The 12921-nt window shown below is 67.8% G+C and carries 13 protein-coding genes and 1 tRNA gene; 6 read left to right on the top strand and 8 right to left on the bottom strand.

The window, feature by feature from the left end:
• Positions 1-306 precede the first annotated feature (306 nt).
• Both AB8M46_RS06115 and AB8M46_RS06110 read left to right on the top strand, forming a co-directional pair.
• Entirely contained in the window at positions 307-1428 is a 1122-nt protein-coding gene (locus AB8M46_RS06115; protein WP_394359771.1) for a hypothetical protein, read from the top strand.
• Between the two features lie 96 nt (positions 1429-1524).
• A complete protein-coding gene (locus tag AB8M46_RS06110) occupies positions 1525-2142 on the top strand; it encodes an NAD(P)-dependent oxidoreductase (protein WP_037340641.1) in 618 nt (205 codons plus the stop codon).
• Here AB8M46_RS06110 and AB8M46_RS06105 read toward each other — a convergent pair.
• From AB8M46_RS06105 to AB8M46_RS06085, 5 genes are all read right to left on the bottom strand, one after another.
• Entirely contained in the window at positions 2136-3011 is an 876-nt protein-coding gene (locus tag AB8M46_RS06105) for a TIGR03621 family F420-dependent LLM class oxidoreductase (RefSeq protein WP_394359770.1), read from the bottom strand. The two genes, AB8M46_RS06110 and AB8M46_RS06105, sit on opposite strands and share 7 nt — an antisense overlap.
• 129 nt (positions 3012-3140) lie before the next feature.
• Complete coding sequence (locus AB8M46_RS06100; RefSeq protein ID WP_037340645.1) at positions 3141-4121, bottom strand: ribose-phosphate diphosphokinase; 981 nt, start codon at positions 4119-4121, stop codon at positions 3141-3143.
• Positions 4118-5605 carry a bifunctional UDP-N-acetylglucosamine diphosphorylase/glucosamine-1-phosphate N-acetyltransferase GlmU gene (glmU, locus tag AB8M46_RS06095; RefSeq protein WP_037340648.1) on the bottom strand — a complete coding sequence of 496 codons (1488 nt, stop codon included), beginning with the start codon at positions 5603-5605 and terminating at the stop codon, positions 4118-4120. The genes AB8M46_RS06100 and glmU overlap by 4 nt, the downstream gene beginning before the upstream one ends.
• Before the next feature lie 44 nt (positions 5606-5649).
• Positions 5650-7398, bottom strand: a complete 1749-nt coding sequence (locus AB8M46_RS06090) for a diguanylate cyclase (RefSeq protein ID WP_037340650.1) — start codon at positions 7396-7398, stop codon at positions 5650-5652.
• Positions 7399-7441: 43 nt separating this feature from the next.
• A tRNA-Gln gene (locus AB8M46_RS06085) sits at positions 7442-7513 on the bottom strand.
• Positions 7514-7686: 173 nt separating this feature from the next.
• Between AB8M46_RS06085 and AB8M46_RS06080 the strand changes: the two genes are divergently transcribed.
• The 3 genes from AB8M46_RS06080 (at position 7687) to AB8M46_RS06070 (ending at position 10050) form a co-directional block, all read left to right on the top strand.
• Entirely contained in the window at positions 7687-8637 is a 951-nt protein-coding gene (locus tag AB8M46_RS06080) for a fatty acid desaturase (RefSeq protein ID WP_037340653.1), read from the top strand.
• 98 nt (positions 8638-8735) lie between these two features.
• Positions 8736-9329, top strand: a complete 594-nt coding sequence (locus AB8M46_RS06075; RefSeq protein WP_037342446.1) for a TetR/AcrR family transcriptional regulator — start codon at positions 8736-8738, stop codon at positions 9327-9329.
• Positions 9330-9411: 82 nt separating this feature from the next.
• Positions 9412-10050 (top strand): hypothetical protein, encoded by a 639-nt coding sequence (locus AB8M46_RS06070; RefSeq protein WP_394359769.1) that lies wholly within the window; start codon positions 9412-9414, stop codon positions 10048-10050.
• Positions 10051-10053: 3 nt separating this feature from the next.
• Here the strand turns inward: AB8M46_RS06070 and AB8M46_RS06065 are convergent, their stop codons facing one another.
• Positions 10054-10446, bottom strand: coding sequence for an NUDIX domain-containing protein (locus tag AB8M46_RS06065; protein WP_394359768.1), 393 nt, complete (start codon positions 10444-10446; stop codon positions 10054-10056).
• A 3-nt stretch (positions 10447-10449) separates the two neighbouring features.
• A complete protein-coding gene (locus AB8M46_RS06060) occupies positions 10450-10971 on the bottom strand; it encodes an isochorismatase family protein (RefSeq protein ID WP_394359767.1) in 522 nt (173 codons plus the stop codon).
• Positions 10972-11003: 32 nt separating this feature from the next.
• On the opposite strand from AB8M46_RS06060, the gene AB8M46_RS06055 reads away from it, so the two are divergent.
• The gene (locus tag AB8M46_RS06055) at positions 11004-11729 is read left to right on the top strand and encodes an SDR family NAD(P)-dependent oxidoreductase (RefSeq protein WP_394359766.1); all 726 of its coding nucleotides are present in this window, start codon (positions 11004-11006) and stop codon (positions 11727-11729) included.
• Here AB8M46_RS06055 and AB8M46_RS06050 read toward each other — a convergent pair.
• Positions 11726-12910, bottom strand: a complete 1185-nt coding sequence (locus tag AB8M46_RS06050; RefSeq protein ID WP_394359765.1) for a PQQ-dependent sugar dehydrogenase — start codon at positions 12908-12910, stop codon at positions 11726-11728. The two genes, AB8M46_RS06055 and AB8M46_RS06050, sit on opposite strands and share 4 nt — an antisense overlap.
• Positions 12911-12921 lie beyond the last annotated feature (11 nt).

Raw genomic sequence — 12921 nt, 5'->3', positions numbered from 1 at the left:
CAGCGAAAGCATGCTGAGGTGGGGATGGTTCGGGCGGTTCGGGTGTTCGGCGGCGAATTCCACAGGCGTGCTCGACCGCGTGTGGCCACTCAAGCCGCCGCGTCGATCACGTCGGGCACCAGGTGCTCACGGAACCCGCCTCGCCGAGACCGGGAAAGTGTAGACCAAGCGGTCGTGCCGGGGTCCCGCCGGGTGGCTCGTTCAGGTGACAAGTCGGTGACAGCTGCTTCGGGAACCCGCGGATGCGGTGGTGCGTGACCCCTTTTCTAAGGTGTGATCTCCTCGCACTCGAGACAAGGGGGCGGAATGGCGGCACGACGGTCGAGGATCGGCGCGATCGCCGCCTTGTGCTGCCTCCTGGCGGGTTGCGACGTCGCCATCGACGGGGCGGCCGGGATCTCGCCCGCCGAGCAACAGCGGGTGGACAGGCGCGCCGAGCAGCGCGGCGCTGTCGAGAGCGCGTTGAAGGCGCTTGAGCAGGCGCCCGCCGTCGTCTACAAGTCGACAATCAAGGATGCTTCGGGCAAACCCGCCGAACTGCAGTTCCGGATCACTCGTAACGGCAGCGCGCAGGGGACCCTCCCGGTCGACGGTCAGCCGATCCAGATCATTTCCGCCGACAAGCAGCTGTACCTCTCGGCGACGCCGGAGTACTGGAAGGCGCACGGGCTCGGCAACAGCGAGCAGTACGGCGCCAACTGGGTCCGTACGGACGGCTCGGACCTGCCGGTGAACGCCGTCGAGGTGCTCAGCCCGCGCAAGGCCGCGTCGACGTTGAGGACCGCGGTGTCCGCGATGGACCCGCTGACCGATCCGGTCCGGTCGAAGTTGCCCGACGGGACCGAGGTCTACGACGTCGGGAGCGGCCTCGGGGCACTGCGCGTGACCACCGCCGCGCCGCATCGAGTCGTCAGCTTCGCGCCTTCCCTGGTCGCCGCGGCAGGCGGTAAGACGCTCGGCGCCGAGATGCGGGTCGAACCGCTCGCCGGGGACGCGCTGAAGAAACTCCAGACCGATCTGGACGGCGCGATCGGGGGAATCGGGCAGCCGTTCGACGCACTCGCCCAGGTGAGCGTCAGCGTCGTCAACGACAAGCTGGACTGCACGGATTTCGTCGGAACCTGCCGGGCGACCATCGACGTGGCCAACACCGTCATCGGTGGTGTGAGCGGGGCGCCCGTGCATTTGACGCTGACCGTCGATTTCACCGCGCAATCCCTCGGCGCGCAGAGCTGCACGGCGAACGCCGACGCGGCACCCGGCGCCACGACGAGCATGACCTGCGAGGTCAAATTCAAGTTGCCGAATCGGAACGCCAGCTATCAGGTGCAGGCGAAGCCTTCGGCGCGCGGCGAGGTCCGGGCGGCGCTCGACGTCAACGCCGTCCGCGAGAAGCTCAAGTCCGAGTTCGCCGCGCTGGGTGGCTGACCTGCACACTCACCTCCGGGTGCGTTGCATACGTTGAAGTAGCCGATCTCGCGTTCTTAGCATCGGCGTGGTCGCCGATGAAAAGGGAGAAACGCGATGGCGAAGTTGGTTGTGTTCGGAGGAACCGGGTACGCGGGCGGAAAGATCGCCGCGGAGGCGCGCGGCCGCGGTCACGAGGTCCTGGTGGTGTCGAGGAACGCGGAAGGCGAGGGCACCCGGGCGGGCTCGCTCTACGACGAGGCTTTCCTGGCCGACGTCGCCAAGGGCGCGGATGTCCTGGTCATCGCGGTTCACGGGCAGAGCGGTCTGCTCGAAGCGGTGCCCTCGATCGCCCAGGTCGCGAAAGACAACGGAGCGCGGATCGGCGTCGTCGGCGGGGCCGGCAGCCTGAAGGTGGCCGAAGACGGTCCGCGCCTGATCGACACCCCCGAGTTCCCGGACGAGTACAAGGGCGAGGCCGGTGCGCACGCCGAGGTGCTGGAGGCGTTCCGGAAGCTTCCCGAGGACGTCGACTGGTTCTACCTCAGCCCGGCCGCGGAGTTCGGCGCGTGGGCCGAGGGCGAGCGGACCGGCGAGTTCCGGCTCGGCGATGACGTGCTGCTGACCGATGAGAACGGTGGGTCGAAGATCAGCGGCGCCGACTACGCGATCGCGTTCGTCGACGAGATCGACAAGCCGGAGCGCCGCCGTCAGCGTTTCTGCGTCGCTTACTGACCGGACAGTTCCTTGACGACCGGCGCGAACGTTTCCAGCATCGGCTCGAACACCGTGATGTAGGAGAAGCCGTACCTTTCGCGGCGCTCTTGGAGCTGCCGGACCATCTCGTCGGTGGTCCCGAACAGCAACTGGGGTGTTTCGAGCACGGCGTCGACGTCGAGGCTGTCCTGGTCCTTCAGCTCTTCGCGCCAGGACTCGGCGGCCGCGCGCCGGTCGTCCGTGACCACGACCCGCTGGACGAGCATGTTCAGTTCGGGATCCCGGCCGTTCGTGTGTGAACGGAAGAAGGCGACGCGCTCGTCCATGCGTTCGGCGTCGTCGAGCCGGAAGGTTCCCGGCGGCTTTCCCGGTGCTTGACGAAGGCCCGCGAAGCCGGCGATGTCGGCTTCGCGGGCGGCGAGGGAGAGCACGCCGTCGCTGTTGCCCGCGAGGAGCAGCGGAGGGGACGTGATCCCTTCGGCGGCGAAGTGTTCGCGCAGGTGGTCAAGGCCCTTGGTGAGGTACTCGATACGTTCCTTGGCCGGGATCCACGGCAGGCCGGCCTCGTCGAATTCCGATTTCATGTGACCGGAGCCGAGACCGAGGTCCAGCCGATCGCCGGTCATCTTCACCGTCGTGACGACGTCGCGCGCGAAGAGCGCGAAGTTGTAGAAGGGCACGTTGGAGACGAGAGTGCCGACGCGGGGCCGTTCCGTCACCGCGGCGGCCATGGTCAGCGCCGGGAAAGGCGAGTTCCGTCCTGAGCCGAGGTGATCCGGCACGGAGATGACGTCGTATCCGAGTGCCTCGACGCGGCGGCACTTCGCGACCCAGTTTTCGCGGTTCTCGGCGCCCCACAGGTTCACGCCGAACTTGAATTTCCCCATGCCGGAAACCTAGCCACGCGGGGAGGCCGGGCGCGCGCCGTTTCGCGAGGAGCCGAAAACGAAGCAAGGGACCTTTGCTCTCACTCTCCGAAAGAGAGTGGTAGCAAAGGTCCCTTGCTTCGTCGGGGATCAGGCGTTGCCGTCGAAGAGGGACGTGACCGACCCGTCCTCGAAGACCTGCTGGATCGCCTGCGCCAGCAGCGGCGCGATGGACAGCACGGTCAGCCCGGGGAACCGCTTCTCCTCCGGGATCGGCAGCGTGTTGGTGACGATCACCTCGCGCGCCTTGCAGTTCGACAGCCGCTCGGTGGCGGGGTCGGACAGGATGCCGTGGGTCGAGGCGATGACGACGTCGGCCGCGCCTTCGTCGAGCAGGGCCTCGGTGGCCTTCACGATCGTGCCACCGGTGTCGATCATGTCGTCGATCAGCACGCACAGCTGACCGCGGACCTTGCCGACGACACGGTTGGCGACGGCCTGGTTCGGCTTGTCCGGGTCGCGGGTCTTGTGGATGAAGGCGATCGGCCGGTCACCCAGCTGCGCCGCCCACTTCTCGGCGAGCCGCACCCGGCCCGAGTCCGGCGAGACGACGGTGATGTTCTCGTCCTGGTAGGTCTTGTTGATGTGCGCGGCCAGCACGTTCTGCGCGAGCAGGTGGTCGACGGGACCGTCGAAGAAGCCCTGGATCTGCGCGGTGTGCAGGTCGACCGTCATGATCCGGTCGGCGCCGGCGGTCTTGAACAGGTCCGCGATCAGGCGCGCGGAGATCGGCTCGCGGCCCTTGTGCTTCTTGTCCTGCCGCGCGTACGGGTAGAACGGCATGATCACGGTGATCCGCTTGGCGCTCGCGCGCTTGAGGGCGTCCACCATGATCAGCTGCTCCATCACCCATTCGTTGATGGGCGCCGGGTGGCTCTGGATCACGAACGCGTCGGTCCCGCGCACCGATTCGTTGAACCGGACGAAGATCTCCCCGTTGGCGAAATTGTGCGCGGTCTGCGGGACGACCGACACGTTGAGGTGCTTGGCCACCTCTTCCGCGAGCTCCGGGTGCGCGCGCCCGGAGAACAGCATCAGGTTCTTCTTCGGTGTTCCGGACTTCGAGCTCATGCTGGCGACTCCCCGTCGTTTCCCTTATCTGAATCGGACACGGCGGTGGTGTCCTGCTTCGCGGCGGAAGCTGCTTCCGCCGCGGGTGTGCCCGGCCTGCGCCGGGACACCCAGTCTTCGATGTTGCGCTGCGGCCCGGTGGACACGGCGAGCGCGCCCGGGGGCACGTCTTGCCTGATCACGGTGCCTGCCCCACTGTAAGCGCCATCGCCGATGGTCACCGGGGCGACGAACGTGTTGTCCGCGCCGAGCCGCACATGGGAGCCGATCGTGGTGTGATGCTTGTTCACGCCGTCGTAGTTGACGAAGACGCTGGAACACCCGATGTTGCTGTTCTCGCCGATGGTCGCGTCGCCGACGTAGGTCAGGTGCGGGACCTTCGTGCCGGCGCCGATGTCGGCGTTCTTCGTCTCGACGAAAGCGCCGAGTTTGCCCTTGGTCCCCAGTTTGGAGCCGGGACGCAGGTAGGTGAACGGACCGACCTTCACGCCGTCGCCCAGTTCCGAATCGGAACCGTGCGTCCGCACCACCGACGCGCCCGCGCCGACGGAGACGTTCTCCAAGGTGCTGTCCGGCCCGATCTGCGAACCCTCGCCAACCGACGTCGAGCCCTTCAGCTGGACGCCGGGTTCGATGACGACGTCGCGCGACAAGGTCACGCCCGCGTCGATCCAAGTGCTCGCCGGGTCGACGACGGTGACACCCGCCCGCTGCCAGCCGCGGACGATCCGGCGGTTCAGTTCGGCGCCGAGGACGGAGAGCTGCACGCGGTCGTTGACGCCTTCAGTCACCCACGGGTCGTCGATGACCAGCGCGCCGACACCCTTGCCGTCGCCGCGGGCGATGCCGAGGACGTCGGTGAGGTAGAGCTCGCCCTGGGCGTTGTCGGTCGAAAGCTTCGAAAGCCCGTCGACCAGGACCGAGGCGTCGAAGGCGTACACGCCGGAATTGATTTCGGCGATTTCGTGCTGCTCGGGGGTGGCGTCCTTCTGCTCGACGATCGAGGTGACGACGCCGTTCTCGTCGCGGATGATCCGGCCGTAACCGGTCGGGTTCTCGACGACCGCGGTCAGCACGGTGACCGCGTTTCCGGTGGAGGTGTGCTCCGCGACCAGGGAAGCGAGCGTTTCGGTGTCGAGCAGCGGGACGTCGCCGTAGCTGACGACGACGGTGCCGGTCAGCCCGGCGGGCAGCGCCGAGAGCGCGCACGAGACGGCGTGGCCGGTGCCCTTCTGCTCTTCCTGGACGGCCGTGACGACCTCGCGGCCGAGCGCCTCGCCGACGTTCGCCAGCCGGGCGCCGACCGAGTCGCGACCGTGGCCGATGACGACGACCAGGTGCTCCGGGTTCAGTCCCGCGGCGGCCCGCACCGCGTGCTCGACCAACGGGCGGCCGGCGATCGGGTGCAGCACCTTCGGGGTGGACGAGCGCATGCGGGTGCCCTCACCCGCGGCGAGGATCAACGTGCTCAGCGGGCCGGTCACGGCACTCCCAACATTTCACCAACGGTGGTTGTCGGGCATTGATCCTACGTGGGCTGCTCGGCGTCCCACGCGGGGTCGGTCGGAGCATCCTCGCCGGGCCATCCGGTCACCGGATCGATGGCCATCGAGTTCACCGACGAAACCTGGTTGCCGCCGCCGCGTTTCGCCTGGTACATGGCCGCATCGGCGCGTGCGAGGACCTGTTCGGCCCGTTCCTGCGGGCGGAGCGACACAAGGCCGACGGAGAGGGTGACGCCGTGCGAAAGATGGTGCGGCAGAGATGCGACGGCATTCACAGAACGACCCAGCGCCTGTTTCGCCGCGGACGCCGGAGCCCCAGGTAGAAGCACGATGAACTCGTCTCCGCCGTAGCGGGCGACGACGTCGTCCCCGCGCAGGGCGTCACGCAGCGTGCTCGCGATGACACGGAGCACGTTGTCACCTTCGGCGTGCGACTGCTTGTCGTTGACGTCCTTGAAGCCGTCGAGGTCGACCAGCGCCACCGCGAGCGGCTGGGCGTCGGCGGACGACGCCAGCGAACGCAGCTTTTCGTCGAGCGCGCGCCGGTTCGGCAACCCGGTGAGCGGGTCCTGCAGGGCCTGCTGGGTGATGGCGCCGTGCTCGGCGGAGAGCCGCTCGTGCTCCCGCCGCGCGTTGAGCGTGGCGATCTGCGATTCCCGCAGCGACCACATCTCGGTTTCCAGGATGGTCGCGTAGTCGATCAGCGACTGGCTCGCCCCGGACGCGTAGTCCGGCGTGGTGTCGAGCCTGGCCAGCTCGCGGGCGAGGTTCAACCGCATCGACGGCAGCGAGCCCTCTTCGTTGTCCTCCCGGACCTCTTTGAGCACCTGCAGCGCGTCCTCGCGGCGGCCGTCGTTGTCCAGGCAGCGGGCCAGCGCGATGGCGATGATCTCGCGTTCGTGCGGGAACACCAGTTCCGGATGCAGCAGCGAGGTCAGCCGCTCGATATGCGACGAATCGGGCGACGCCAGCGCGGCCGCGGCGGCGAGTACGCCGACCTGGTCGATCGCCGGCACCCCGGCCTTGCGAGGGAACAGCGATTCGGTGAACGGGCCTTCGGCGGCCTGGGCCATCGACGCCGCGGTTCGGAACTTGTCCGCCCCTTCGTCGTACCGCTCGATGCGTTCGAGACGCAGGCCCCAGCCCAGCAGCATCTTGACCCGGTTGATCAGCTGGAGTGCGATCTCGTGCGGGCTGGCGCTGTCGCGGATCGCCTGCGCGGCGCGGGCGATGGCCTCCTCGGCCGCCTCGTAGACGCCCAGCTGGTTCAGCACCAGCCAGCAGTCGACCAGGGTCGTGGACAGCATCCGGTCCCAGTTGCGCCTGCCGACCTGGCGGTCCGGGACCGCGGAGTCGTCGAGGATGGCCAATGCCCTGGCGATCTCGGTGAGGGCGGCGTCCTCCTGTTTGGCGATCACGAGCCGCCGGCCGCGCATGGCGTGCGCGTCGGCCCGCATCAGCGCGAGACCGTGCCGCCGGGTGTGCGCGAGCATCTCGTCGAGCCTGGGCTCTGCTTCGGCGGCGAGACCGCGGGTGACCAGCCTGGCCATCGCCGAGTACCGCAGCAGCTGGGCGACCAGGAGCGGTTCGCCGCGGCGCTGCGTCTCGTCGAGGAGCTCGTCGAGGCTGGTGACGATGTCCAGCTGCTCGGCGAAGCTGACACGCTGTATGGCCGCACCGAGTTCGCGCGCGCGACCGTAGAGCCAGGCGTCGGACATCTCCGCAAGCGCCGGCCGCCTGCCACTGGTCGTCGCGTCCTCGGTCAGCCGCACACACCCCCACCGTTGAAAACGCCGCTGGTCATCTGTTCGTCTGCTCCGCCGCCAGGATTCGAACCTGAACTGTCAGAACCAAAATCTGAAGTGCTGCCGATTACACTACGGCGGATCGATCCTGGTCAGGATAGCCATGTCGGGGACGTCCACGTGCGCCCGGGGGTGGCGTCACCGTCGCGGGCACTCCACAGGGGACCAAACCTCCTGTACCGTAACTTACGGCATCGTAGGTAAGGTCACCCTTAGGGAAACCCTCAGGGTTGCGCGTAGAAAAGAAGTGACTGCATGACGGCTACCCTCGACCGTTCCCAGAAGCCCGCGAAGGGCCCCAAACCGGTAATCGACGGACAACGATCGGGCGCCGTGCAGCTCTCGGTCTACCTCGGGGTCATCTTCCCGCTCGCCGCGCTGCTCGTGGCCGTCCCATTCGCTTGGGGCTGGGGACTGACCTGGGTCGACGTCGGCCTGTTCGTGGTCTTCTACGCGATCAGCGGCCTCGGAATCACCGTCTCCTACCACCGCTACTTCACGCACGGCTCGTTCAAGGCCAAGCCGTGGCTGCGCGTCGCGATGGCGATCGCCGGCAGCATGGCCGTCCAGGGCCCCGTGATCACCTGGGTCGCCGACCACCGGCGCCACCACGCCTTCTCCGACCGCGACGGCGACCCGCATTCGCCGTGGCTGTTCGGCACCTCGCCGCTCGCCATCGCCAAGGGGTTCTGGCACGCGCACATGGGCTGGCTGTTCGATCGCGACCAGACCAACGCGGAGCGGTTCGCGCCGGACCTGGTGAAGGACCCGGCCATCAAGAAGGTCGACGACCTGTTCTGGCTGTGGAGCCTGCTCACCCTGGTGCTGCCCGCGATCCTGGGCGGACTGATCACCTGGTCGTTCTGGGGTGCGGTGACCGCGTTCTTCTGGGCCGGGCTGGTGCGGGTCTGCGTGCTGCACCACGTGACCTGGTCGGTCAACTCGGTCTGCCACATGATCGGCGAGCGCCCGTTCGCCGCCCGCGACAAATCGGCAAACTTCTGGCCGCTGGCGATCTTCTCCTTCGGCGAGTCGTGGCACAACCTGCACCACGCCGACCCGACCTCCGCGCGGCACGGGGTGCAGCGCGGCCAGATCGACCTTTCCGCGCGTCTCATTTGGATCTTCGAGAAGTTCGGCTGGGCCTACGACGTGCGCTGGCCGACCCCGCAGCGCCTCGCGCGCATCGCCGCTGAAAGCAAATAGCGAGGTCGCGTTAGTCTTCTGCGATGGCGGGGAGAAGGCGGACCAAACGTGAAGCGGTCACCGGGGCGCGTCCTGTCGCTCCGGTGGCCCGGGTGCGGATGACGGGGACCGAGCGCAGACAGCAGCTGCTCAACGTCGCCAGGGCCCTTTTCGCGGAGAAGGGTTTCGAAGGAACGTCCATCGAGGAGATCGCGCACCGCGCGAACGTCTCCAAACCGGTGGTGTACGAGCACTTCGGCGGCAAGGAAGGCATCTACGCCGTCGTCGTCGACCGAGAGACGCAGCTGCTGCTCGACCGGATGGTCTCCACCCTCCACGGTGGACACCCGAGGGTGATGCTGGAGCAGGCGGCGATCGCGCTGCTCTCCTACGTCGAAGACTCGCACGACGGCTTCCGCATCCTGGTGCGGGATTCGCCGGTCGCGAGTTCGACGGGCACGTTCTCGACGGTGCTGAACGACATCGCCAGCCAGGTCGAGCACATCCTCGCGCAGCAGTTCGCCGCACGGGGTTACGACGAGAAGCTGGCCGCGCTGTACGCGCAGGCGCTCGTCGGGATGGTGGCGCTCACCGGGCAGTGGTGGCTCGACGCCCGGAAACCGAAACGCGACGAGGTCGCCGCGCATCTGGTCAACCTGGCGTGGAACGGTCTGTCCAATTTGGAGCACAAGCCCAAGCTGCGGCTGCACTGAGACCTGCGTCGCGCGGCAGTAACGTTTCCCGGGTGGTGAGCGCTAGGTCCCCCATAGAGATCATCCAACTGGGGGAACAACCGTGGAGAACTTTCCCGCGCCCGCCGTCGAACAGATGGTGCCGCAGAAGAAGAGAACGTGGCTGAAGCCGGTCATCCGCTTGGGCATCTTCGGTGTCGTCGCCCTGATCGCGTTCTTCGTGGCGAATCCGTTCACGGCGTCGAGCACCGAGGTCGGCGCTTGCCTCAAGGGCAGTGTCGACAACGCGGACAGCGTCAAGAGCACCGAATGCGGAACTCCGGACGCGAACTTCAAAGTCGTCGGAAAACAGGAGAACAAGTCGGAAATCGGGCTCAGGCTCTCGGGCGGGTCCGAATGCGAGGACTACCCGACGACCGACGCGTACTTCTTCCAAGGAAAGAGGGGGGCCACCGACGGCACCCTGCTCTGCCTGGAAGACCTGAAGAACCCGGGCGAACGGGCGCCGGTCGTCGGTGACTGCCTCCCCGACGGCGTCGTCGGCGCGAAGAAGCTCACGAAGGAGGACTGCGCGACAGCGCGGTACAAGGTCCTCGCCATCGAAAAGAGCGCGACCTTCCTCATCGACGGCAGCACGGTGTGCACCCAGGTGCCGTCGACCGACGAGAAGATCCAGTGGCAGCGGCCGGGCGGCACGCTCCCGCAGTCGCGGGTGCTGTGCCTGGACGACCTCAAGAAGTAGCGGTCAGCGCAGGAGGCCGGTCTCCCGCAGGTGGTCGAAGATGAGCTTGCCCACCGCGGAGAGCCGGTCCCTGTCCTCGTGGCCCAGCCACGCGATTTCCTCGATTTCGCTGCTGGCCGTGGGTGTTCCGCTGAATTCGGCGAGATAGCAGGTCGTCCGGACCACGAGCCCTGACGGGTGCCCGTCGGCTTGGGCCTCGAACGAGCCGGCGGGCTCGATCGTCGCCGGATCGATCTCGACGTTCAGTTCCTCGCGGATTTCGCGGACCAGGGTCTCGGCGTCGGTTTCGCCGGGTTCGCGTTTGCCGCCGGGCAGGTAGAACACCGATTTCCCGCGCGAGCGGGCGCCGAGGACACGGCCGTCGTGGAAATACAGCAAAGCGATTTTGTCGATCATGGTTCAGCCCAGCGCCGCGGCGGTTTCGGCGGTCGTGAGCACTTCGCCCAGCCGCGGGAACACCTTCGTGATCGCCGATTCGTGGGAGATCGCGGCGATACCCGCCATCGCGTCCGAAACGGCGATGGTCTCGTAGGCGTGGTCGATCGCGGCCCGCAGCGTCGATTCGACGCCGTACTCGGTGGCGATCCCGGCGAGCACCAGCGTCTTCACGCCGAGCCCGCGCAGGAGTTCGTCGAGTCCGGTGCGGTAGAACGCGCCGATCGTGTTCTTGGTGACCAGGTGCTCGCCTTCGCGGGGAGTCAGTTCGGCGACCAGTTCGCTGCCGGGCGGCTGCTCGTCGACGTCCGGCCGATGTGCCCGCACGTGGACGACCGGCGAGCCGGCCGCGCTGAAGGCGTCTCGCAGCAGGACGGCGTTCGCTACGACTTCAGTGCCTTCGATCGGCACGGTCTCCAGCGCGACGATCCGGGTCTGGAGGTCGATCAGAACGAGGGCCGTCGTCGCCGGGTCGATCTTCGTCATGCGGGCAGCCTAGTGGTCCCTATGCTGGAGACATGGGGCAGAACAGGGAAGTAGTGGTCACCGGCGGCGGAACGGGAATCGGCTACGCGGTCGCGGCGGCCTTCGCCGCGCGAGGTGATCGGGTGACGATCACCGGCCGTCGTGAGCAGGTCCTCACCGAGGCCGCCACGTTGCTCGGCGTGCACCCGGTCCCGTTCGACGCGGCCGATCCGGAGGCGGTGGAACGCGCACTGGCCGACCTGCCGGAGCGCGTCGACGTCCTGGTCAACAACGCGGGCGGGAACACCGACTTCCGCGGCGGGCAGGCCGAAGACCTGAAGTCGTTCGCCGCGAACTGGCAGGCGAATCTCGACGCGAACGTCTTCACCGCCGTCCTGGTCACCCGTGCCTTGCGGGAAAGGTTCGCCGACGGGGCGCGGATCGTCACCATCGGCTCGATCGCCGCGCGCACCGGGGCGGGTTCCTACGGTGCCGCCAAGGCCGCGCTGGAGGCGTGGAACGTCGACGTGGCAAGGGAATTCGGGCCGCGCGGGATCACCGCGAACATCGTCGCGCCCGGGCTGGTCGGCGACACCGAGTTCTTCCAGGGCAAGCTCTCCGACGAGCGCCGGGCGTGGCTGATCGGCAACACGCTGACCAAACGCGCCGGCGAGCCCGCGGACGTCGCCGCAGTGGTCGCCTTCCTGGCGAGCCCGGAGGCGCGGCACGTCACCGGGCAGGTCGTCCACGTCAACGGCGGCGCGCACCTCGGCCGTTAAGCGCCGGGCGTGACCTTCAGCAGTTTGTCGTCCTGGCCTTCCGAAGTGGTGATGTAGAGGGCGCCGTCCGGACCGCTGCGGACGGCGCGCAGCCTGCCGAACTTGTCGTCGAACTCCGGCGGCAGCGTCACTTCGGTGACCTTGCCGGCGTCGTCGAGGCGGAACAGCAGGAGTTTCTGTCCCTTCAGCGCCGTCACGGCGAGCGAACCTTCGAGCGCTCCCCACTGCGAGCCGGTGAGGAACTCGGCGCCGCAGATCGCCTCGGTGATCTCGCCGGTCGTCCACAAAGGACTGACGGCGTCCGGGAAGCGCTGCTTGTCCGTCATCGGGACGCTTTCGTCGTAGCTGGTCTCGGTGCCGCCCTTGGACGGGTCCCAGCCGTAGTTCCCGCCCGCGGTCTCCAGGTTGACCTCGTCGTCGATGGTCGGCCCGTGTTCCGCGGTGAACACCTGCCCGGTGCCAGGGCGGACCGTGACGCCTTGGACGTTGCGGTGCCCGTAGGTGAACACGCGCTGTTCGTTCGGGTTCGCGGATTTCGCGAACGGGTTGTCCGGCAACGCGTTCCCGGTCTTCGCGTCGACGCGCAGCACCTTGCCGCCGAGGCTCGTCCGGTCCTGCGGGTGCTGCGGGCGGGCGGTGTCGCCGGTGCCGACGAGGAGCGCGCCGTCCGCGCCGAACGCGGGACGGCAGCCGGAATGCCTGCCGCTGGGGTTCACCGGCAGCCCGGTCAGCAGGTCCTTGACCTTCGTGGCGCTGGCGCCGTCGTCCGAAAGCCGCCAGGTGACCAGCCGGATGTCGACGGCCTTGTCGCCTTCCTTGTGGGTCTGGCAGGTGATGAACTCGCGTGACGTCGCGAAGTCCTTGCTGATCACCATCCCCATCAGACCGCCTTCGCCGCGTACGTGGACGTCGGAGAAGTCCGCGGCGACGTCACGCTTCGCGCCACCCTCGATCAGGGCCAGCTTCCCTGGGCGCTGGGTGACGAGGATCTTCCCGTCCGGCAGGAATCCGACGTCCCAGCCGTGTTCGAGCCCGGCCGTCACCTGCTCGACCTTCAGCTTCGACACCGCGGGCTTCGAGGTGACCGGCGGCGCGCTCTGCACCGTCTCGCTCGACGCCCCGGAACAGGCCGTGACCAGCAAGGACAGGGAAGCGAACGCGACGACGGCGGAAGTGCGCATGACATCAGCAT

This window comes from Amycolatopsis sp. SB7-3, from assembly GCF_041021335.1.
In the GTDB taxonomy this organism is placed as follows: Bacteria; Actinomycetota; Actinomycetes; order Mycobacteriales; family Pseudonocardiaceae; genus Amycolatopsis; species Amycolatopsis japonica.
This window is presented reverse-complemented; position numbering and strand designations above follow the sequence as displayed.